We start from the raw sequence: 25465 nt of genomic DNA, 5'->3' as shown, positions 1-25465 counted from the left end.
AGCTACACGCGAAACCTGAACGGGGCGGCGAAGCGCAGGGGTAGCGCCGCTTCCTAGTACACGAAGTGCCTATATAAGCCAGATTTCGGACGCGGAGAGCCGACGTGCTTCCGTCATGCCTTCGCGCGTCCGGGTATGAATAAGGGGACATGCGATGAATCTGAAGTCAGACGGAACCGCCGACGGCGATCTGGGGCTGATTCCGCTCTCGAGTGCGCAGTACGGCATGTGGCTTGCGGACCATGTGCCCGGTGGACCGGCTGTCAACATCGCACATTGCGTCGAGATCGAGGGCCCGGTGGACTACGACGCGTTCACCCGGGCGGTGAACGACGGCGGTCACGAAACCGAGTCGCTGGTGGTGCGCGTGGTCGAATCCGACGGCCGCCCCTATCAATTCGTCGACCGCGGCATCATCTATGACGAGCCGGTGCTGGATTTCAGCGATGCGGAGGATCCGGTCGCGACGGCGATGGAGTGGATGCGCCGCGACTACAACACCAAGGCAGTCGATCTGAGTCGTGACCGGCTCACCGAGACGAGGCTGATCCGGGTCGGCGAAGACCACTACTTCTGGTACGGCCGCGCGCACCATTTGGTGATCGATGGGTACGGCGCCTTCAACAGCTTGACCCGGATGGCCGAGCATTACAACGCCCTGCTGGAGGGCAGGCCGCCGACCCGACTGGACGCGGCGAGCCTGCACGACATCGTCGAGGCGGAGCACGCCTATCGCGCCAGCTCGCGATACGAGGCGGACAAAGCGTATTGGCTGAACAAGGTTTCCGACCTGCCGAAGCCGGTCAGCCTGTCCGGCCGCACGGCCCGTTCCGGCAAGGTCGACCGCGTGGCCGGTTTGCAGCTGCCCGCACAACTGTCCGATCGGCTCGACCGCTACGCCGAGGAGGTGAACGCGTCCGCCGCGCAGGTGGTGATCGCGGCGTTCGCCGCGTTCCTCGCCCGGATGACCGGCACCGAGGATGTCGTGCTGTCGCTGCCGGTGACCGCCCGGGTGACCAAGCGCCTGCGCAATGCCGCCGCGATGCTGGCGAACATGGTGCCGATCCGCTTCGCCGTACACCATTCGACCACCGTGGAGGAGCTGGTCCGCGCGTCGGTGTCCGAGCTGGTCGCGGCCATGCGTCACCAGCTGTACCGGTTCGAGGACCTGCGCCGCGAGTCGGCCGCGATCGACTCGTCCGCGAACTCGTTCGGCCCGATCGTGAACATCCTGTTCTTCGATTCGGAGATTCGGCTCGGCTCGGCCGTCGGCCGCTATCGCGCGCTGACCTCCGGCGCACTCGACGATCTGCAGCTGAACCTGTACCGCTCGGGCGCGGACGCGCCACTGCTCATCGAACTGCACGGCAATCCGAACCTCTACGGGCAGGAAGAACTCGAGTCGCACGCCGACCGGTTCCTCGATTTCCTGCACCGGATGATGGACTCGCCCCTGGACGCTCGCATCGGCGACATCCCGCTCGTGGGCCCCGCCGAGGAACTGCGCATCGTCGAGGAACTCGCGGGCCGCGACGGCGAATCACCCTCGGCCACATTGGTGGATCTGCTGACACGACAGGCGGCGGCCACGCCGTCCTCGGTCGCCGTGACATTCGACGACATCACCCTCACCTACCGCGAACTCGACGAACGCTCCAACCGGTTCGCGCGCAGGCTCATCGCGCTCGGTGCGGGGCCGGAAACGCTGGTGGCCATCGCGCTGCCACGCGATGCCGATCTGATCGTCGCGGTGCTCGGCGTACTGAAATCCGGCGCCGGGTACCTTCCGCTGGACACCGCCCATCCCGCCGAGCGGCTCGAATACGTGCTGGGCGACGCGAACCCGATTGCGGTGGTGACCAAGCGGGACATGCGCGAGCACGTGCCGGGCGATCCCGGCCGCGTCGTGCTGTTCGAGGACGTCCTCGCCGCCGAGGAAGCCGCGGACCCGATCACCGATGCCGATCGGGTGGGCGTGCTGCGCCCCGACCACCTCGCCTATGTCATCTACACGTCCGGATCGACCGGCCGACCGAAGGGCGTCTCGATCACCCACCGGGCCGTGTCGACCTACCTGGTGAACTCGTGCGCCGAGATCGGCATCCGTTCCGACGACGTGTGGACGCTGTTCCACTCCTTCGCCTTCGACTACTCGGTGTGGGAGATCTTCGGTCCGCTGGTCAGCGGCGGCCGCATCGTCGTCGTGGACGGTCTCACCAGCCGCTCGCCGGACGACATGGTGCGGCTCGCGGCGCGCGAGCGGGTCACGGTCTTCAGTCAGACGCCGTCGGCGTTCTACCAGTTCGCGGCCGCGCGACAGCGGTACACGCACGCCGGTCAGCCGGACGGCGAGCTGTCGCTGCGCCTGGTCGTCCTGTCGGGTGAGGCCCTCGATCCCGCCGGGTTGGCCGACTGGTACGAGCACAATCCGGAGCTGCCGGTGCTGGCCAACAGCTACGGGATCACCGAAACCACCGTCTTCGTCACCTATACCGGTCTCACCGCCGACATCGCCGTTCCGGGCGCACCGAGCACGGTCGGCCCGGCATTGCCGGGCTTGCGCACGTATGTCCTCGACGAGCGTTTGCGCCCGTGCCCGCTCGGAGCCTGGGGCGAAATCTACGTCGCTGGAACACAGCTCGCTCGCGGCTACCTCGAACGGCCCGCGCTGAGCGCGGGGCGTTTCGTCGCCGATCCCTTCGGACAGCCGGGCGAGCGCCTCTACCGCAGCGGTGACGTGGCGCGCTGGAATCACCGAGGCGAGCTGGAATATCGCGGCCGCGCCGACCAGCAGGTGCAGTTGCGCGGGTTCCGGATCGAGCTGGACGAGATCCGCAACGCACTGCTGTCGCACGGCGCCGTCGCCGCGGCGGTCGTCGTTGTGCACCTGCCCGGCACGGAGGCCGCCCGGCTGGTCGGATACGTCGTGCCCGCCGTCGGCGCCGACGTGGATCCGGACGCCTTGCATACCCACGTCGGCGGGCGACTGCCGGAGTACATGGTGCCGTCGAGCGTCGTCGTGATCGACGCGGTGCCGCTGACCGTGAACGGCAAAGTGGACTACCGCGCGCTTCCCGAGCCGGTCTTCGATTCGGCCGCGGCTTACGTCGCGCCCCGCACGGTCGTCGAGGAGTCGATCGCGGACGTCTTCGCGGAAGTTCTCGGCACCGACCGGGTGGGCGTGTTCGACAGCTTCTTCGAACTCGGCGGCAACTCGATCACCGCGACCAGCGCGGCCGTGCGCATCGCTGAGGTGACCCGGTGCGACATGTCGGTGCGCGACCTGTTCGTCAAGCAGACCGTCGCGGAACTGGCCGCGCATCTCGAGGCCGGAAGCAGTTCCGGCAGGCCCGTGCTGCGGGTGGCGGCGCCCCGGCCCGAGCCCATTCCGCTGGCGCCCGCGCAGAACAGGATGTGGCTGGTCAACCAGACCGACCCCACCTCGGCCGCCTACAACATTCCGCTGATCGTGCAGCTGACCGGGCGTCTGGACGCCGCGGCGTTGCGGGCCGCGCTGACCGACGTGATCGATCGGCACGAATCGCTGCGTACCGTCTATCCCGCCGTGAACGGCGAGGGCGTACAGGTCGTCCTGTCCGCCGAAGAGGTCGTCGCCGGTCTCGACCTGACTCCGCGGCCGACCGACCCGGACGAGATCGAACATCGACTTCGCGACCTGGCTTCCGTCGGAACGGATTTGCGCGAGCGGGCCCCGATCCGGGTGGCGCTGCTCGCGACCGCGGACCGCAGCCGGCATGTGCTGGCCGTCATCCTGCACCACATCTGCTGCGACGGGTCCTCGCTCCAGCCGCTCGCGGCCGACGTCGCCGTCGCCTACGAGGCCCGGGTGCAGGGAAAGACCCCGGATTGGGAGCCGTTGACCGTTCAGTACGCGGACTACAGCGTCTGGCATCGCAGTCTGCTCGGTGACCCGGACGATCCGGATTCGCGCGCCGCCCGCCAATTGCGCTATTGGTCCGAGCGACTGGCGGGCATGCCGCCGGTCCTGGAGCTGCCCGCGGACCGGCCGCGTCCCCCCCGCCAGTCCATGCGCGGCGACGTCGCGGACACGGTGATTCCGGCCGAGACCTTCGCCGGGATCGAACGGCTGGCACGCGCGGCCAACGTCACGACGTTCATGGTCGTCCACGCGGCGCTGGCCGTCCTGCTGGCCCGGATGTCGGGTTCGGCGGACGTCACGATCGGCACGCCGGTCGCCGGTCGCGGCGAACGGGCGCTCGAGCCGCTCATCGGCATGTTCGTCAACACCGTGCCGCTGCGTACCGAGGTGTCCTCCGACGAGTCGTTCACCGAGTTCCTGACTCGCGTCAAGGGCATCGACGTCGATGCCTTCGCCAACAGTGACCTGCCCTACGAGCGCGTCGTGGACGAACTGCATCCGAAGCGGTCCCTGGCATACGCGCCGCTGTGCCAGGTGTATCTGGCGTTCGAGAACATGGGCCGGGCGAGCTTGGAGCTGTCCGAACTCACCGTCGAGCTGCTGGATCCCGGCGCCGAGCCGGCGAAGGTGGACATCATCGTCACCGTCGCCGAGAACACCGCCGCGGGTGGCGATGTCGCGCTGCGGATCAACTACGCGACGGACCTGTTCGACCGGGAGACCGTCGAAGAGTTCGCCGAGCGGCTGAACCGGATACTCGACGCGTTCGTGGCTAATCCGCGGGCGCGTGTCGGCGACGTGGACCTGTTGTCGGGTGTCGAGCGCCTGGGATTGGTCCCGGCATCCGGTGGTCGTGCCGAGAAACCCCGGGTGCTGGCGGATGTGCTGCTGGTCGGTGAGCGCACCGCGCCTGCCGTGGTGGCGGGCAATCGTGTGCTCACCTACGGGGAGCTCGACGAGTGGTCGAATCGTCTCGCCCGCGTGCTGATCGACTGGGGCGTGGGACCGGGAGACCAGGTCGCGCTGGCCATGGGACGGTCGGTGGAATTCGTGGTCGGCGTGTGGGCGGTGGCGCGGGCGGGCGCCGCGTTCGTGCCGGTCGACCCGCGCTACCCCGCCGAGCGGGTGGCGCACATGATCGCGGACTCGAACGTGGACGTCGCGCTCAGCATCGAGGCGTCGCACGCCCTGCTGCCCGGCCACGTGCGGCAGCTGGTCCTGGACCACCCGGCCACCGAGGCGTTCCTCGCGGCGTACTCCTGCGCGGCGGTGACCGACGCGGATCGCCTGCGCGCCTGCCGGGTGGCCGACGCGGCCTATGTGGTGTACACCTCGGGCTCGACCGGCAAGCCGAAGGGCGTGGCGGTGACCCACGAGGGATTGGCGAATTTCGCGATCGAGCAGCGGGAGCGCTATCGCGTCGACCGGCGGTCCCGCGTGCTGCAGGTGGCGGCGCCCGGCTTCGACGCGGTGATGCTGGAGCTGCTGATGGCACACGCGAACGGCGCGGTGCTGGTGGTGTCGCCGCCGGAGGTGTTCGCCGGTGCGCAGCTGTCGGAATTGATTCGCGCACAGGAGGTTTCGCACGCTTTCGTGACGCCGAGCGTGCTGGCGACGATGTCGCCCGCCGGGCTCGACTCGCTGCAGGTGCTGGTGGCGGGCGGCGAAGCGGTGTCGGCCGAGACGGTGGCCGTGTGGGCGCCGGGACGACGGCTGCACAACGGATACGGGCCCACCGAGACCACGATCATGGTCGCGATCAGCGACCCGCTGTGCGTCGGCGACCCGGTGACCATCGGCGGCCCGATCCGCGGCGTCGACGCGGTGGTCCTCGACGAGCGGTTGCGTCCCGTCCCGGTCGGGGTGACCGGGCAGCTGTACGTCTCCGGTGTTCAGCTCTCCCGCGGGTACCTCAACCGGCCCGCCTCCACGGCGGTCACGTTCGTCGCCAACCCGTACGGCCCTGCGGGCACCCGCATGTACGGCACCGGTGACCTGGCGCGCTGGACCGCCGAACACACGTTGGAATACTTGGGGCGCACGGACTTCCAGGTCAAGATCCGCGGGCAGCGCATCGAATTGGGCGAGATCGAAGCCGTGCTCGCCGGACACTCCGCCGTCGCGGCGGCCGTCGTGGTCGGCGTGCACGCCGAGAGCGGCTCGCGGCTGGCGGCGTACGTGGTGCCCGCGGACGGCTCGGTCGACACCGCGGAGCTGACCGACTACGCGGCGCAACGCCTGCCGTCGCACATGGTGCCGGACACGGTCATGGTGCTCGACACCCTGCCGCTGTCGTCGGTCGGCAAGGTCGACCGCGCGGCCCTGCCGGAACCGGAGTTCGCTCCCGGCGTCGAGTTCGTCCCGCCACGCAATGCCACCGAGCAGATCGTCGCCGACATCTGCGCGGGCGTGCTCGGCATCGACCGCGTCGGCGTTCTCGACAGCTTCTTCGACCTCGGCGGCAACTCGCTGTCGGCCACCCGCGCCGCGGCGCAGCTCAGCGGCGCGTTCGGTGTCGAGGTGCCGTTGCGCGCCATCTTCGAGACGCCGACCATCGGTGCGCTGGCCGAGCGGCTGCGTAGCGCCGACGCGGCGACTCGGCCGCCGCTGGTCCCCCAGGAGCGCCCGGACCGGCTCCCACTGTCGCCGGCGCAGGCCCGCATGTGGTTCCTCAACCAGTTCGACACGAGCTCAGCGGTGTACAACATCCCGCTGGTCGTGCGGATGTCCGGAGACCTCGACGTGACCGCGATGCACGCGGCGATCGCGGATGTGCTCGAACGGCACGAGGCGCTGCGCACCGTCTACCCCGACAGCGACAGCGGACCACACCAGGTGATCGTGCCGGTGGAGGCGGCGCTGCGTCCGCTGACGCCGGTGACCGTCGCGGCCGAGGAGATCGAGGCGAGTGTCGCCGCCGAGGTGACGACGGGCTTCGACGTCACCACCGAGGTGCCGTTGCGGGTGGCGCTGCTGCGCAGTGCACCCGACGACCATTCCCTGGTGCTCGTGGTCCATCACATCAGCTTCGACGGATCGTCGCTCGCACCGCTGGCCGCGGATCTGATGACCGCCTACCGGGCCCGGGTCCGGCGCGAAGCGCCACAGTGGGCGCCGTTGCCGGTGCAGTACGCGGATTACGCGCTGTGGCAGCGGAAGCTGCTCGGCAGCGAGGACGATCCGCACAGCCCGACCGTCGCGCAGACCAACTATTGGCTCGCGGCCCTCGCCGGACTGCCCGAGGTGCTGGATCTGCCCACCGACCGTCCGCGGCCGGCGAAGCAGTCGTTCCGCGGCGCGACCGTCTCGGCCACCCTTCCCGCGGATTTGCACCGGGAAGTGGTCGCGCTGGCCCGCCGCCACGACGCGACGGTCTTCATGGTGATGCACGCGGCCTACGCGGCGTTGCTGGCGCGGCTGTCCGGCACCGGGGACATCGCGGTCGGCACCCCGATCGCCGGTCGCGGCGAGCCGGGGCTGGACGGCTTGGTCGGCATGTTCGTCAACACGCTGGTGTTGCGCACGCACATAGCGCCCGGAGCGTCCTTCGTCCGGATCCTGGATCAGGTCCGGGCCACCGATCTGGCCGCTTTCGAGAACGCCGACATCCCGTTCGAGCGCTTGGTCGAGGTGTTGAACCCGCCGCGCTCGACGGCGCACGCGCCGCTGACGCAGGTCGGCTTCTCGTTCCAGAACATCGAGATCCCGACGGTGCGGTTCGAGGGCTTGACGGTGTCGGCGCAGATGGCCGATCCGAGCGTGGCGAAATACGACCTGCACCTGAATCTGGTCGACGCCTTGGCGCCGGACGGTGAGCCGGGTGACATGGCTGTCGAATTCGGCTACGCGACAGACCTTTTCGACGAGTCGACGATCACGGCGATGTTCGATCGCTACCTGCTGTTGCTGCGCGCGATCGTCCTCGATCCCACCCGCGCCATCGGCGACATCGATCTGCTCACCGAACCGGAAGCGCAGCATATCGCGCAGCGGTCCAGCGGTGCGATCACCCAGGCACCGGCGGTGACGATCGCGGATCTGTTCGCCGCGCAGGCGGCGGCGACGCCGGAACACACGGCGGTGGTGGACGCCGCCGGTGGAGCCCGGCTCGATTACCGGGAATTCGCGGCCCGGGTGAACGCGCTGGCGCGTGCGCTGATCCGGCGCGGAATCGGCCCGGAGACCGTCGTGGCGGTGGCGATGCGCCGCTCGGTGGACCTGCTGACCACGCTGTACGCCATCCACGCGGCGGGTGCGGCCTACTTGCCGCTGGACCCGGATCACCCCGTCGATCGGGTGCGCGCCGTTGTGTCCGACGCACGGCCCGTCGCGATCCTCACCCGTCCGGACGATCGGGCGAGTCTGCCCGGCGACGTGCCGGCCTGGACGCTCGGCGACCTCGAAGCCGAGCGGCTGGACGCCTCGGCGGTGACCGATGCCGACCGGACGCGCCCGCTGCGTCCGGATGACCTGGCCTACGTCATCTACACCTCCGGCTCGACGGGTGTGCCCAAGGGCGTGGCGATTCCGCACGCCGCGGTGGTGAACCAGTTGCGCTGGATGCGCGAGCACTACCGACTCGGCGGCGACGACGTCATGCTGCTGCGCACGCCGGTGACCTTCGACCTCTCGGTCTGGGAGCTGTTCTCCGCGTTGACCTGTGGCGCGGCCTTGGTCGTCGCCGGTCCCGACGCGCAGAGCGATCCACGGGAAGTGGCCCGGCTGATCGCCGACTATCGGGTGACCACGGTGGATTTCGTGCCGTCGCTGCTCTCGGCGTTCCTCGAGGTGGCCGCTCCGCGCGAATTCCCCACCCTGCGGCGGGTGCTGTGCATCGGTGAGGCGCTGTCTGCCGAGATCGTGCGCCGGTTCCGGGATTTCAGCGACGCGCGCATCGACAATCTGTACGGCCCGACAGAGGCCGCGGTCAGCGTCACCGCGCACCGGATCGACTCGGTCGAGGGCGCGGCGGTGCCGATCGGCGTGCCCGAGGCGAACGTGACCGTGCACGTCCTGGACGGGCGGTTGCATCCGGTGCCGATCGGCGTGACCGGTGAGCTGTACCTCGGCGGTGTCCAGCTGGCTCGCGGGTACCAGGACCGCCGGGGCCTGACGGCGGCGACGTTCGTCGCCGATCCCTTCGCCGGCACGCACGGCGCTCGGCTCTACCGCACCGGAGACCTGGTGCGCTGGGACGAGGACGGCAACTTGCGTTACGTCGGCCGCGCCGACACCCAGGTGAAGCTGCGCGGCCTGCGGATCGAACTCGGCGACATCGAAGCGGCGCTGGTCGCGCACGAGCAGGTGCACGCGGCCGTCGCGCAGGTACGCGTCGGCGGCGGCGAGCAGCGGCTGGTCGCCTACGTGGTCGCGGACGCGGCACTCGACGTCCGGCAGGTCCGGACCGTGCTGCGGGACCGGCTGCCTGCCTACATGGTGCCCTCCTCGGTGACCCGGATCGACTCGATTCCGCTCAACGCCAACGGCAAGGTGGACTACCGGGCGCTGCCCGAACCGGACCCGAGCGTGCAGGAGTCCGAGTTCCGGCCGCCGCGGGGCCTGGTCGAACAGGCGATCGCCGCGGTCTTCGCGGAACTGTTCGACCGGCCGGAGATCGGCGCGGACGACGACTTCTTCGAACTCGGCGGCAACTCGCTGGTCGCGACGCGCGCATTGAGCCGGATCGGCGACGTCGTCGACGTGACCATCCCGGTGCGCGCGATCTTCGAGGCTCCGACCGTGGCCGGCCTGGCCGAGCGTATCGCCCGGTTGCGCGCGATTCCCGGTCTTCCCGCGCCGACTCCGGTCCCGCGGCCGGAACGCATTCCGCTGTCGCACGCGCAGACGCGGATGTGGTTCCTGAATCAGTTCGACCCGGCCGCACCTGGATACGTGGTGCCGCTGGCGATCCGGCTGGAAGGCGAGCTCGATCTGGCGGCTCTGACCGCTGCCGTGGGCGATGTCGTCGAACGGCACGAGAGCCTGCGCACGATGTACCCGGCGGTCGACGGCACACCGACCCAGGTCGTGCTGAACGCCGAGGACGTGCTGGCGAGGTGCGATCTCACCCCGCAGGCGGTCGGCGAGCGGGAGCTGCCACACCGGCTGGCCGAATTCTGCGGCACCGGATTCGACGTCGCCGCGGGCGTGCCGCTGCGCGTGGCGCTGTACCAGTTGTCGGACGAGGCGTGGACGCTCGCGCTGGCCGCGCACCACATCAGTTGCGACGGCTTCTCGGTGGCTCCGCTCGCCACCGATCTGGTGACGGCGTATCGGGCTCGTTCCGGCGGTACCGCACCGGACTGGGCGCCGCTGGCGGTGCAATTCGCCGACTACGCCCTGTGGCAGCGAGCGGTGCTCGGTTCCGTCGACGACCCGGATTCGTTCGTGGGCCGCGACATCGCCTACTGGCGAACCCGACTCGCGGGCGTCCCCGATCTGCTCGAGTTGCCGACCGACCGCCCGAGGCCTATCGAACAGTCCCAGCGCGGCGCGGTGATCCAGGTCGCCATCCCCGGTGAACTGCAAGGCCGGGTGGAATCGCTGGCGCGGCGAGCCGGGGCCACGACGTTCATGGTGGTGCACGCGGCCCTGGCGGTGCTGCTGTCGCGGCTGTCCGGCAGCGACGACATCACCGTCGGCGTTCCGCACGCGGGCCGGGGCGACCGGTCGCTGGACCACCTGGTCGGAATGTTCGTCAACACCTTGGTGATGCGGACCCGGATCTCCCTCGATCAGACCTTCGCGAGCTTGCTGGACGACGTGCGGCGCAGCGACATCGAGGCGTTCGACCACGCCACGGTGCCGTTCGAGCAACTGGTCGACGCGCTCAACCCGGTGCGCTCGACCGCGCACACGCCGTTGTTCCAGGTGCTGCTCGCCTATCAGAACATGGCCCGAGCTCGCGTCGAGCTGCCCGGCCTCACCGTGGAGAATGTGGACCCGGGCGACAGCGCGGCGATCTACGACCTGCTGTTGATGATCAGCGAGGGCCACGGCACCCACAACGAGCCCACCGGCATGACGCTGCGGCTGACCTACGCCATGGACCTCTTCGACGAGGACACCGTGCGGCGCTTCGCCGACCGATTCGTTCGCGTTCTCGACGCGGCGGCCCGCGACGCCGAGGCCACCGTCGGGGCGCTCGGGTTGCTCGACGAGGCGGAGCGGTCGCAGGTGCTGGAGCGGTGGAACGACACCGGTGGCTCCGCCGCGGGGGGCCGGACGCTGGTCGACGTCTTCGACGAACAGGTCGCCCGCACCCCGGACGGTACGGCGCTGCGCCTGCCGGACGGCAGCACGTCGACCTATCGGGACTTCGACGCGAACGTCAACCGGCTGGCCCGGTGGCTCATCGCGCGCGGTGCCGGTCCGGAAACGGTGGTGGCGGTGGCGATTCGCCGCTCGGCCGAGCTCGTCACGGCTCTCTACGCGGTGGTGAAGGCGGGCGCGGCGTTCCTGCCGATCGACCCGGATCACCCGAGCTCGCGGATCGCGCACGTGCTGGGCGCGGCCGGTCCGCTGCTGGTGCTCACGACCGCGAGCGACGGCGACGGTCTGCCGGACGAATTCGAGTACGCGCCGATCGACCGGCTGGACGTGACGAGCCTGTCCGGCGCTCGGATCACGGACACCGAACGTCGCACACCGCTGCGGCCGAACCACTTGGCATACGTGCTGTTCACTTCCGGATCGACGGGCGTTCCGAAGGGCGTGGCCCTGACCCATGCCGCCACCGTGAGCCAGTTGGCCTGGGCCCAGCGGCAGTGGCCGCACAGCGCGTCCGACGCTGTGCTGCACAAGACGCCGATCACCTTCGACATCGCCGTGTGGGAGTTGTTCTGGCCCTTGCAGACCGGCGCGCACATCGTGGTCGCCGAACCGGGCGGTCACCGCGACCCCGCCTACCTCGCGGAGATCATCGCGCGCAACGAGATCACGACCGTGCACTTCGTGCCGTCGATGCTCGACGTCCTGCTGGAATCCGCCGGTGTCGCCGAACTGCCGTCGATCCGGCGGGTGTTCGTCGCGGGCGAGGCGTTGGCACAACGCACGGTCGACGCGGCGGAGCGCGTCTTCGCGCACGCGGAACTGGTGAACTGGTACGGGCCCGCGGAAGCGGAGGTGGTGACCGCGCAGCGGTGCACACCACATGCGACGACCGCCGCGACGGTGCCGATCGGCGCGCCCGCCGCGGGCATGAAGGCCTACGTGCTGGATGCGCGGTTGCGGCCGGTGCCGATCGGCGTCGTCGGTGAGCTGTACGTCTCGGGTGTCCAGTTGGCGCGCGGTTACCACGCGCGCGCCGACCTCACCTGCGGCGCGTTCGTCGCGAACCCGTTCGGTGCGGCGGGGGAGCGGCTGTACCGGACCGGTGACCTGGTCCGGTGGCGCAAGACCGGGGAGCTGGAGTATCTGGGCCGCAGCGACTTCCAGGTGAAGGTGCGCGGCCAGCGGGTGGAGCCGGGTGACATCGAGTCCGCGCTGCGCGCTGTCGCGCAGGTGGCGCGTGCGGTGGCAATCGTGACCACCGAACGCATCATCGGATACGTCACCCTCGCACCGGGCGCGGTGACCGACGGTCGCGCGATCCGCGAGCAGCTGACCCGCACCTTGCCGTCCTACCTGGTGCCGGACGCCGTGCAGGTGCTCGACGCGATGCCGCTCACCGCGAACGGCAAACTCGATCGGTCGGCGCTGCCCCGGCCGGTGTTCGACGTCGGCGACGCCTTCGTCTCGCCGCGCACCGACGCCGAGGCGGTGCTGGCGCGGCTGGTCGCCGACCTGACCGGCGCGGACCGGGTGAGCGTGACGGCGAACCTCTTCGAGATCGGTGTCAACTCACTGTCGGCCGCCCAGCTCGCGGCCCGAGCACAGGCGGCTGTCGGTGTCGACGTCGGCATCCGGGACGTGTTCGACGCGCCGACGATCGCCGCACTGGCCGAACGGATTTCGGCACGGACCCGGTCCACCGCGGTTGCTCTGACCGCACGGCGACGCGCGGGTGCGGTCCCGTTGGCGGCGGCGCAACGGCGCATCTGGTTCCTCAACCAGTTCGACACCGCCTCCTCGGCCTACAACATCTGCTTCGCGGCCCGCCTGACCGGCCCGCTGGACACCGACGCGCTGCGGGCGGCCTTCCTGGACGTGGTGACCAGGCACGAGCCCTTGCGGACGGTGTATCCGCTCATCGACGGCGAACCCCACCAAGTGGTGCGCGACGTCGCGGCGATCGGCGCGGAAGTGGCCCTCGCAGCGGACCCGGTCAGCGGCGAAACGGAACTCACCGAGCGGATCCGGCACGCGGTCGAGGCGGGATTCGACGTCGCGGAATCGACACCCGTGCGGGCGCGGCTGTATCGCACCGCGCCGGACACGCATGCGCTGGTGGTCGTGGTCCATCACATCGCGGCCGACGGCGCGTCGATGGCTCCGCTCGCGCGGGACGTGTTCGCCGCGTACCGAGCGAGGGTGAGCGGCCACGCGCCGCAGTGGGAACCGCTGGCGGTCCAGTACGCCGACTACGCGATGTGGCAACAGGAGTCGCTCGGCGCCGAGGACGATCCCAGCTCGCCGATCGCCCGGCAGATCGAATACTGGACCGATGTTCTCGACGGCTCGCCCGAGCTGCTGGCCATGCCGACGGACCGGCCGCGGCCCGCCACCCTGTCCACCGACGGTGGCAACATCCGGTTCGAGATGCCGGCCCGGCTGCACGATGCCGTCGTGCGGCTGGCCCACCGGGAGGGCGTCACCGTGTTCGTCGTCCTGCACGCGGCGCTGGCGATCCTGCTGGCGCACACCGCGCACAGCGACGACATCACGGTCGGCACGCCGGTGGCCGGTCGCGGCAGGCCGGAACTCGACGATCTGGTGGGCATGTTCGTGAACACGGTGGTGCTGCGCACACGGATCGACGAGAACCGATCGTTCCGGGAACTGCTCGGCGAGGTGCGCGACGTCGACCTCGAAGCGCTCGCCAACGCCGACCTGCCCTACGAACGGCTCGTCGACGTCATCGGACGTCCGCGTTCGACGGCGTATTCGCCGCTGTTCCAGGTGATGTTCGGGTTGCAGAACACGCGGGCGGCCCGATTCGAGCTGCCCGGCATCGGCGTGGAAGTCCTCGATCCCGGCATCGCACAGGCCAAGGCCGACCTCACCGTGCTGGTGACCGAACGCCGCGAGGGCGATCAACCCGCCGGAATCGATGGCGAGATCATCTACGCCACCGATCTTTTCGTCGAGTCGACCGCGCAGGCGCTGGCCGAGAGATTCGTTCGTGTCCTCGAGGCCGTCGTCACCGATCCCGCGCGGCCGATCGGCCGCATCGGTCTGCTGAGCGAGGCCGACGCCGAACGGTTGGTGCCCGTGCGGGGCATCGAGGGCGCGCAGCCGTGCCTGCTTCCGGATCTGCTGGCCACCGCCGTGGCGGCGGCCCCGGCGGCGACGGCGCTGATCGGGGACACCGAAACCCTCACCTACGCCGAACTCGACAGCAGGGCCAACCGCCTCGCCCGTGGGCTGCTCGCCCGTGGCGCCGGCCCGGGAGTGTTCGTCGCGCTGGCCGTGCCGAGGTCGGTCGACTATCACGTCGCCATGTGGGCGATCGTGAAGACCGGCGCCACGTTCGTCCCGGTGGATCTGCGCTACCCCGTCGAGCGGATCGCCCACATGGTGAGCGATTCCGGCGCCGGGATCGGCATCACGCTCGCGACCACTCGCGCGGCGCTGCCGGACAGTGTGGATTGGCTGATGCTCGACGAGGCACGGACGGCGGAGGTGATCGCCGCGCAGCCGGACAAGCCGGTGACGGACGCCGAACGCGGACGTGTCCTGCGGGTGGAGGATGCCGCCTACCTGATCTACACATCCGGTTCGACGGGGACGCCCAAGGGCGTCGTGGTCACGCATGCCGGGTTGGCGAACTTCGCCGCGGAGCAGCGTGATCGGTACCGGGTCGACGGCACGTCCCGGGTGCTGCAGGTGGCGGCGCCCGCGTTCGACGCGGTGCTGCTGGAAGCGTTGATGGCGCACGCGGCCTGCGCGGCGTTGGTCGTGTCGCCGCCGGAGGTGTTCGGCGGCCCGGATCTGGCCGAACTGATCCGGACGCATCAGGTGTCGCACGCCTTCCTGACGCCGAGCGTGCTGGCCACCATGTCGCCCGCCGGCCTCGAGTCGGTACGGATGCTCGCGGTCGGCGGTGAGATGGTGCCCGCGGAACTGATCGCCACCTGGGCGCCCGGCCGGCGGTTGCACAACATCTACGGCCCGACCGAGACGACGATCGTGATCACGATGAGTGACCCGGTGCAGCCCGGCGATCCGATCGCCATCGGCGGCCCGATCCGTGGCGCCGAGGCAGTGGTGCTGGACGCGCGCCTGCGACCGGTGCCGGTCGGTGTCGCGGGGGAGCTGTACCTCGCGGGTGCCCAGTTGGCGCGCGGATACCTCAACCGGCGCGCGGTCACAGCCGGTGCGTTCGTCGCGAATCCCTACGGCGCGCCGGGTGCGCGGATGTATCGCACCGGCGACATCGTCCGCTGGACCGCGCAGCGCACGTTGGAATACGTCGGCCGCAGCGATTTCCAGATCAAGATCCGCGGCCAGCGCATCGAACTCGGCGAGATCGACGCGGCGCTGCTCACGTACCCGAAGGTGGCCGCCGCGGTGACCGTCAGCCGCACCGGGCCGGGAGGGCAGCCGCTGCTGGCCGCGTACATCGTGACCGACGCCGGAGCCGATGTGAACCCGGACGCCGTGCTCGAGCACGTCGCGTCGGCGTTGCCAGCGCACATGGTGCCGTCGGTCGTCACCGTGCTCGACCGCATGCCGATCACCTCGACCGGCAAAGTGGATCGGAAAGCGTTGCCCGAACCCGTGTTCCGAGTCACCGACGACGACGGGCAGACGGCGGCGACAGAGCTGGAGCGGACCGTCGCGGCCGCGTTCGCGGACGTGCTCGGCATCGAGTCGGTCGGTGTCACCACCTCTTTCTTCTCCCTCGGTGGCGATTCCATCCTGTCGATCCAGCTGGCTTCCCGGCTGAAGTCGGCCGGCGTGGTCGTGACGGCGCGCGACATCTTCGAGCACAAGACCGTCCGGGGCCTGGCGCGGGTCGCCGCGGCCGCCGAACGGGTCTCGCTCGCGGAGTTGCCGGGTGGTGGCGTAGGCCGGGTCCCGTTCACTCCGGTCGTCGCCTGGTTCACCGAACGCCTCGGCGCCGCACCTCGGTTCGCTCAATCGATGCTGGTGCGCTTGCCGCGCGAGGCGCGGGTCGAGGACGTCACCGTGACTGTGCAAGCGGTGCTCCGGCAGCACGACATGCTGCGTGCGCGGCTGCGCGACCAGTGGTTGGAGGTGCCGCCGGACAGCGCCGCCGACGCCGGGGACGTGGTGTTCGCCCGCACCTTCCGCGCACACGAGAAGCCGGGAAGCGACGGGTTCACCGCGGTGGCGGAAGCGGCGTTGGCCGAGGCCTCCGACCGTCTCGACCCGGCGGCGGGCCGGATGGTGCAGGTCGTGTGCCTGCTGCCGGAATCCGGTGTCGAGGCCGAAGCACGCGCTCTCGTGGTCGTTCATCACCTGGCGGTCGACGGTGTGTCGTGGCGGATCCTGATCCCCGACTTCGCGACGGCATGGCAGCAGGTCACCCAGGGGCGCGCGGTGGAACTGCCCGCACAGGGCACATCCATGCGCCGGTGGGCGCACGCGGTGGCCGACGCCGCCGCGGCCCGCGCCGGAGAATTCGAACTGTGGCATCGGATGGGCACGGCCCCCGACCCGCTGCTCGGCAGCGCGGTGCTGGATCCCGCCGTCGACGTCCAGTCGACCGTGCGGCATCTGACGGTATCCCTCCCCACCGATGTCACGTCCGCGTTGCTCGACGTGGTCCCGAAGGCCGCGCACGGCAGCGTGGACGACGCGCTGCTGGCCGCTCTGGCCGTGGCGACGACCCGCTGGCGCCACCGCCGCGGCGTCGCGCACGCGGGTGTCAAAGTCCTGCTGGAGGGACACGGCCGGGCGGAACAGATCGCCGAGGGCGCGGATGTCTCCCGCACGGTGGGGTGGTTCACCAACACCTATCCGGTGGCGCTCGATCTGAACGGCGTCGAGACGGACGATCCGCGTGCCGCGGTGAAGGCCGTCAAGGAGCAGTTGCGCGGCATTCCGGACAAGGGCATCGGCTATGGCCTGCTGCGCTATCTGCACGCGGACACGGCCGAGCGGCTCGCCGCGCTGCCGGAGCCGCAGATCAGTTTCAACAATCTCGGCCGCGTCGGCGTCGACCTCACCGCACTGTCGGAGCTGGCGTGGATTCCGACCGACGAGCCGTTCGACCGGCGTGGCGCCTTCGACCCGGACATGCCCGCGGCCGCGGCCCTCACCATCGACGTCAACATCGTGGACACCGAGGCCGGTCCGCGCTTGTCGGCACAGGTCGGATACGCGTCCCGGTTGCTCGGGCACGACGACGTGACCGAACTCGTCGACGCGTGGGTCGATGCGGTGACCGCCATCGCGGAGGCGGCCCGGGCCGACGCGGACTGGGGCTTCTCACCCGCCGACGTGCCGCTCGTCGCGGTCACGCAGTCCGACCTGGACGCGTTCGCGGACCGATACGGCGCCCTCGGGGATGTCTGGTCGTTGGCGCCGCTGCAGGCGGGTCTGCTGTTCCACGCCGAACTCGCGGCGGGTGATCTCGACGTCTACACGGCGCAATCGACCCTCGCCCTCGCCGGTGTGCTCGACGAGGATCGGCTCGAGCGGTCCGCGGCGGCCTTGCTGCAGCGTCACCCCAACCTGCGCGCGGCGTTCGTCCGGACCGTCGAAGGCGTTCCGGCGCAGGTGATTCCCGCGGCCGCGGTCGTGCGCTGGCGGAGGGTCGATCTGCGCGACAGCACGACGACGCCGGAGGAGCTGATCGCGGCCGAGCGCGCGGTCCCGTTCGATCCGGCCGATCCTCCGCTGCTGCGTTTCCTGTTCGTCCAGGTGGGACCGCAGGACTACCGGCTGGTGCTGACGGCCCACCACCTGTTGCTGGACGGCTGGTCGCTGCCGTTGCTGTGGCGCGAGCTGATCGGCCTGTACGCGGTGAGCGCACGCGCCGAACTGTTGCCCGCCGCGGCGTCCTACCGCGGCTACCTGGAATGGCTGGATCGGCGCGAGCCGTCCATCGGTCTCGAGGTGTGGCGCGACGCCCTGCGCGACTTCACCGAACCCACGATGGTCGCCGACACGCGGACGCACACCACGGTCGGCATCCCGGTCGACCTCGCGGTCGAGCTGGATCGCGCCGTCACCGCCGAGCTGGTGGAATTCGCTCGGGCACGAGCGGTCACCATGGCGACGATCGTGCAGTTCGCCTGGGCGGTGGTCCTGGGCAACCTGCTCGGCGTCGAACGCGTCGTGTTCGGCAGCACGGTCTCGGGACGTCCCGCCGACCTGCCGGGTGTGGAATCGATGATCGGCTTGTTCATCAACACGATCCCGGTGGCCGTGCACGTCCCGCGGGACGCGACCGTGGCGGACGCGCTGTGGCGGTTGCAGGCGGACAACACCCGTTTGCTCGATCACCACGACGTCGAACTGCCCCGGATCCTGTCCGAGGCGGACGCCGGCCCGCTGTTCGACACGCTGGTCGTCTTCGAGTCCTACCCGGTCGACAGCAGTGGCCTCGGCGACGCGGACATCGACGGCATGCGGGTGGTCGCCGCGGACGGAAGCGACGCCGCGCACTACCCGATCACGGTCCAGGCCCATCAGACCGACCGACTGCACGTCCGGATCCGCTACCAGCGGACCCGCGTGGACGACCGGACGGCCGCCGGTCTGGCCGCTCGGATGGAGACAGTGCTGCGCGCTGTCACGGCCGATCCGGGAGCGCGGCTGGGCGCGCTCGACCTGTTGACCGCGGCAGAGCGCCGTGCGCTGGTACCCGCCACCGGCGGACCGGCCGAAGCGCCCCGAGTGCTGGCGGAGTTGCTGGCGTCCGGTGTCGCGGTGGATCCGGCGGCGGCGGCGGTGGTTTCGGCTGAGCGCACGCTGTCGTACGCCGAGTTGGACGCCTGGTCGAACCGTGTCGCACGCGGACTGATCGATTGGGGCGTCGGCCCGGGCGACCAGGTGGCGTTGGCGTTGGCGCGGTCGGTGGATCTCGTGGTCGGCATGTGGGCGGTGGCCAAGACCGGCGCCGCGTTCCTGCCGGTGGATCCGCGGAACCCGGCGGAACGTGTCGCGCACATGGTCGCCGACTCCCAGGTGCGGGTCGCGGTCACGGTTTCGGCGTCGCGAGAGCTGGTTGCCGACCCTGTCCGGCGGCTGGTGCTCGATGATCCGGAAATCGGCAAGGCGATCGAGGCGCGGTCCTCGGCCGCGGTGACCGACCGGGATCGGTTGCGGACGCCGCATTTTCGCGACGCCGCCTACGTGCTGTACACCTCGGGATCGACCGGAACGCCGAAGGGCGTTGCCGTCACGCACGAGGGTTTGGCCAACTTCGCTGCCGTGCAACGGGAACGCTTCGGCGCGGACAACCGCTCGCGGGTGCTGAACGCGTCCGCTCCCGGTTTCGACGTGGTGGTGCTCGAGCTGCTGCTGGCCCACACCAACGGCGCCGTGCTCGTGGTGCCGCCGCCGGAGGTGTTCGGCGGGCCCGACTTGGCGGAGTTCATTCGCGCGCAGCGGGTGTCGCACTCGTTCATGACGCCGAGCGTGCTGTCGACGATGTCGCCGGAAGGCCTGGATTCGCTGCGGGTGCTGATGGCCGGTGGCGAGGCGGTGACGCCGGAGATCGTGACGCAGTGGTCGCCGGGCCGGCGGCTGCTGAACGGATACGGTCCGACCGAGACGACGATCCTGGCCGGCATCAGCGATCCGCTGCATCCCGGCGAGACCGTCACGATCGGTGGTCCGATCAGCGGCGTCGAGGCCGTCGTGCTGGACGCGTGGCTGCGACCGGTGCCGGTGGGCGTGGTCGGCGAGTTGTATCTCGCCGGTGTGCAACTGGCCCGCGGATACGTCAACCGGCCGGTGGCGACGTCGGGTGCGTTCGTGGCGAACCCGTTCGGCGCGCCGGGGTCGCGCATGTACCGCACCGGTGACCTCGCTCGCTGGACGCCGGAACACTCCGTGGAATACCTCGGCCGCAGCGATTTCCAGGTCAAGATCCGCGGCCAGCGCATCGAGCTCGGTGAGATCGAGGCGGTGCTCGCCGCACAACCCGGGGTGGAGCACGCGGTGGTCGTGCTGCGCAAGGATGAGCGCGGCATCGGCAGGCTCGCCGGCTATCTGGTCGGCGCCGATGGCTTGGATCCGGAGGAGGTCAGGACCGCCGCGCGGCTGCGGCTGCCCGCGCACATGGTGCCCGACGTGTGCACGGTGCTCCCCGAATTCCCGCTCACCAGGACCGGCAAGCTCGATCGCTTGGCCCTCCCCGCACCGGAGTTCACGGCCGTACGGGCCTGGACGGCTCCGCGTACGGAGACCGAACGGCAGGTCGCGGACGTGTTCGGAAACGTCCTGGACCTCGACCGGGTCGGGGCCACCGACAGCTTCTTCGACCTCGGCGGCAATTCGCTGTCGGCGACCCGGGTGACCGCCCAGTTGAGCACCGCGCTCGGGGTGAGCGTCGGTGTTCGCGACCTGTTCGAAGCGCCGACGGTCGCCGAGCTCGCCGCCCGGCTGGACACCTCCGAGCGGGCGGTCCGGGTGCCCCTGGTAGCGCGCACCCGTCCCGCGCTCGTCCCGCTGTCGATGGCCCAGCAGCGGATGTGGTTCCTCAATCAGCTCGACACCGCTGTGGGCGCCTACAACATCCCGTTGGTGATCCGGCTGAAGGGCGAACTCGACCTCGATGCGTTGCGACGCGCGTGCGCGCTGGTCATCGCTCGGCACGAGTCGCTGCGCACCAAGTTCCCGATGACCGACGGGACGCCGCATCAGGTCGTGGTGCCCGTCGAGGAGGTCCCGGCCGGACTCGACGCGGTCGAGGTCGAGACGGAACGGCTGATGGAGCGTGTGCTCGCCACGGTGTCGGCGAGCTTCGACGTGACCCAGGCGCCCCCGGTGCGCGCGGAGTTGTTCCGGCTCGGCGAGGACGAGCACGTCCTGGTCATCGCCGTGCACCACATCTGCGCCGACGGGCAGTCCATGCTGCCGCTCGCGCGGGACGTGGCGATGGCCTACCAGGCGAGCAAGCAAGGCACGCCGCCGCTCTGGCCCGCGCTCGCGGTCCAGTACGCGGACTACACCCTGTGGCAGCGCGACGTGCTCGGCGACGAGCACGACCCGGGCTCGGTCCTGTCCCAGCAGTTGCGTTTCTGGAAGGACACCCTCGGCGGGTTGCCCGAACTGCTCGAATTGCCGACCGACCTGCCGCGCCCGCCGGTGGCGTCCATGCGCGGCCGCACGGTGGACTTCGCGATCTCCGCCGCGTTGCAGGAGCGGATCGGCGCGGTCGCACGCACGGCGAACGCGACGGTGTTCATGGTGCTGCACGCCGCGCTGGCCATCCTGCTTTCGCGGCTGGCCGGGGTCGGCGATGTCGCGGTGGGCACCCCGGTGGCCGGCCGCGGCGAGCGCGAACTCGACGATCTGATCGGCATGTTCGTCAACACCCTCGTGCTGCGGTCGCGGGTGTCGTCGCGCCAGTCGTTCGCCGAGCTGCTCGCGGCGACCCGGGAAACGGACCTGGCCGCGTTCGCGCATGCCGACGTGCCGTTCGAGCAAGTGGTGGAGGCGCTGAACCCGCCGCGGTCCACCGCGCATCTGCCGCTGTACCAGGTCACGCTCGATGTCCAGAACCTGAGCAAGGCCGCGCTGGAACTGCCCGGGTTGATCGTGGAGCCGGTCGAGAACGGATTCGAACCGGCGCAGGCCGACCTGAACCTGAACCTGGTCGAGCGGTCGGGTATCCAAGGGCAGCCGGACGGCATCCGCGGACGCCTGACCTACGCCACCGATCTCTTCGTCGAGGAGACGATGACCCGGTTCGCGCAGGCCTACGTGCGGATTCTGGAGGAGGTGACCGCGGACACCGCGGTCGCGGTCGGCGACATCGACCTCGTGGATGCGGGGGAGCGTCGAGCGGTGCTCGACGCGGCCGGTGACGCGGGGGTCGCGGTACCCGAGACCACCCTCGCCGAGCTGTTCGCCACTCAGGCCGCCGCACGGCCGGACGCGGTCGCGGTATCCGACGGCCGGGCGCAGCTGACCTACGCGGAGCTGGATCGGCGCGCCGCCGCGGTGGCGGCACGGCTGACCGAGCTCGGCGTGGCACCGGAATCGCTGGTGGCCGTGGCGTTGCCGCGCTCGACCGACCTGGTGGTGGGCTTGCTCGGCGTCGTGCGCGCGGGGGCGGGATATCTGCCGCTGGATGTGGCGTATCCGCCGGAACGGTTGCGTTTCATGCTCGACGACGCGCGTCCGTCCGCGGTGCTCACCACGGCGGGCATGTCCGCGGCGGTGCCGGACTGCGCCGCGCCGGTACTGCTGCTCGAGGATTGCGACGACGCTTCGGATCCGGTGGTTTCCAGCGCGCGACCGGGCAACATCGCCTACGTGATCTACACGTCGGGATCGACGGGCCGTCCCAAGGGCGTGACGGTCGGCCATCGTGAAGCGGTCACCCTGTTCACCAACGCGGCCGAGCGCTTCGACCTCGGACCCGACGACGTGTGGACGATGTTCCATTCCTACGCCTTCGATTTCGCGGTGTGGGAGATCTGGGGTGCGTTGCTGTCCGGCGGCAAGGTGGTCGTGGTCGACTACGACACCTCCCGGTCGCCGGAGAGCTTCGTGGAGGTCGTGGCCCGCGAAGGCGTGACGGTGTTGAGCCAGACACCCTCGGCCTTCTACGGTTTCGCCGATGCCGAGCGCCGCTACCGGGACGCGGGATGCCCGGCGGGCGATCTCGCGCTTCGCTATGTCGTCTTCGGCGGCGAGGCGCTGGACGCGTCCCGGTTGGACGACTGGTTCGCCGCGCATGCGCCGGGATCGCCGCGGCTGGTCAATATGTACGGCATCACCGAGACGACCGTGCACGTGACGTTCTCCGAGGTCACTCCGGCTCGGGCAGCGGCGGCCGGGATCGGTGCTCCGCTCCCCGGATTGCGGGTGTACGTCCTCGACGACCGCTTGCGGCCGGTGCCGATCGGCGTCGCCGGTGAGATCTACGTGGCCGGTGACCAGCTCTCGCGAGGGTATCTGGGAGCGCAGGCACTGACCGCGAGCCGATTCGTGGCCAACCCGTTCGACCTCGACGGCGCACGGCTGTACCGATCCGGGGACGTGGGCCGGTGGCGGAGGTCGGCGAGCGGGCTGGAGCTGGCGTACGCGGGCCGGGCCGATGCGCAGGTGCAGTTGCGCGGTTTCCGCATCGAACTCGGCGAGGTGGAGTCGGCGCTGCTGCGGCACCCGCTGGTTACCCAGGCCGCGGCGGCGGTGCACCGGCACGATCGCGGGGTGGACCAGCTGATCGGCTACGTCGTCGGCGGCGAGCGGATCGATCCGGCCGAGGTCCGCGAGACCGCCGCCGAGGTCCTGGCGAGCTACATGGTGCCCGCGGCGATCATGGTGCTGCCCGCACTGCCGTTGACGGTCAACGGCAAGCTCGATCGAAAAGCATTGCCTGCGCCTGAGTTCGAGGAATCGACGGCCGCGTTCGCGGCGCCACGGACCCACACGGAGAAAGTGATCAGCGACGTCTACGCGCACGTTCTGGGTGTCCGGCGCGTCGGGGCCACGGACGGGTTCTTCGACCTCGGCGGCAACTCGCTGCTGGCCACGATGGTGGTGACCGAGTTGCGCGGTCGCGGCGTGACCATCCAGCTGCCGTGGATGTTCGACGACGCGACGCCGCGGGCGCTGGCGGCCAGGGCCGACGGCGCGGCGGGCGGCTCGGGCCTGCAAGTGTTGCTGCCGCTGCGCGCGCAGGGCACGAAGCCCGCGGTGTTCGCGGTGCACCCCGCGGGCGGTCTGGCGTGGTTCTACGGTGGCGTGGTCGAGCATCTGCACAAGGACCGGCCGGTCTACGGCTTGCAGGATCCCCACGTCGTGGCGGGCGAACCGGGTGCGCATTCGGTCGACGAACTCGCCGAACGCTATGTGGCCGAGATACGCCGACTGCAGCCCAGCGGCCCGTACCACCTGCTCGGGTGGTCGCTGGGCGGTGCGATCGCCCATGCCGTAGCCGTCCGGCTCCAGCGGGAGGGGCAGCGGGTCGGCATGCTGGCGATGATGGACAGCGCCGTCGGCGACTCCGAGGCGCTGGCCGCGTCGATGAACTCCACCGCCGACGAGCCCGCGCCGGGCGAACTGATGGCCGATCTGCTCGGCGGCTGGCGTGAGCTGTTCGATCTGAGCGCGGAGGTGACCGCGGATACCCACGAACAGGCCTGGGCGGTGATTCGCGCGCAGGTCACCGCCACCGGCATGTTCACCGCCGAACAGGTCGACCGGGTGATGGAGAGCTTCGAGACCGCCACCGCCATCGCCGAGGAGTACCGGCCGGGCGTCTTCGACGGCGACCTGGTCTTCTTCACCGCGGGGAAAGACCGCGCTGACCGCGACGCCGTGGTGCGGACGTGGCGGCCCTTCATCACCGGCGACCTGCACAACACGGTCGTCGACGCACGGCATCTCGAATTGACCAACCCGCACGCATTGGCCGTCATCGGCCCGATCCTCGAAAGGTTCTTGAACGAATGCTGAAGACTCTCGATCAACTCCAGCAACTCCGGCTCGAGGACGGCAGGACGGTCGCCTGCACCAGTCCGGCCGAGGCGCGGATGTTGTGGGGCGAGATGTCGACCGACGGTTTCTACCGGCTAGCCGCCGCGCTCTTGCGACCGGGGGACATCGCACTCGATATCGGCGCGAACATCGGGCTGAGCGCGATGATGTTCGCCGACACCTGCCCCGGGGTGCGAGTGATCGCCGCCGAGCCGGCCCCGGCGACCTTCGACTGTCTACAGCGCAACATGGGCGTGCACGTGCCGGACGGGGTGGCGCTGCAGGTCGCGGTCGGCACCGCGCCCGGCAGTGCGCCGTTCACCTGGTATCCGCGAGCCTCGGCGAATTCCGGGCTCTATGCCGACCGCGCGGCGGACGACGAAGCCACCGAGATCTATCTGCGCAACAGCGGTCTCGACGACGAGGCGATCGCGCTCATCACCGCTGGGCTGCACGAGGGTGAGCGCATGGACGTCGAGGTCACTACCGTCTCGGCGATCCTGCGCGAGCACGGTCCGACCGCCGAGGTCGGCTTGCTGAAGGTCGATGTCGAGCGAGCGGAGCTGGACGTGCTGCTCGGGGTGGCCGACACGGACTGGCCGCGGATTCGCGCCGTGGTCGCGGAGGTGCACGACCGGGAGGATCGTTTGGCGCAGTGCTGTGCGTTGCTGCGCAGGCACGGCCTGCTCGCGCGAACCCGCCAGGACCCGAGCCTGACGGGGACCGAACTGCACGAGATCTACGCCGTGCGGCCGGAGACCGTCTGACGGTCTCCATCCGTGCGACATTTCATCCCGGCACGGGACCAGCCCCGAGGAGTCGAGGCTGTTC

General features: G+C 70.2%; 2 protein-coding genes. Both read left to right on the top strand.

Annotated features, from left to right (window positions below; translation table 11 throughout):
• Positions 1–154: 154 nt before the first annotated feature.
• Positions 155–24613: a non-ribosomal peptide synthetase gene (locus tag GVY64_RS11625; RefSeq protein ID WP_159840526.1), complete on the top strand. Its 24459-nt coding sequence runs from the start codon at positions 155–157 to the stop codon at positions 24611–24613.
• Positions 24607–25401, top strand: coding sequence for an FkbM family methyltransferase (locus tag GVY64_RS11620; RefSeq protein ID WP_159840525.1), 795 nt, complete (start codon positions 24607–24609; stop codon positions 25399–25401). Before GVY64_RS11625 ends, GVY64_RS11620 begins: the two co-directional genes overlap by 7 nt.
• Positions 25402–25465 lie beyond the last annotated feature (64 nt).

Origin of the sequence: Nocardia sp. CY41 (assembly GCF_009829325.1) — a bacterium.
Lineage (GTDB): Bacteria > Actinomycetota > Actinomycetes > Mycobacteriales > Mycobacteriaceae > Nocardia.
Note: the sequence above shows the minus strand (reverse complement) of the source record. Positions and strands in the feature narration are given on the sequence as shown.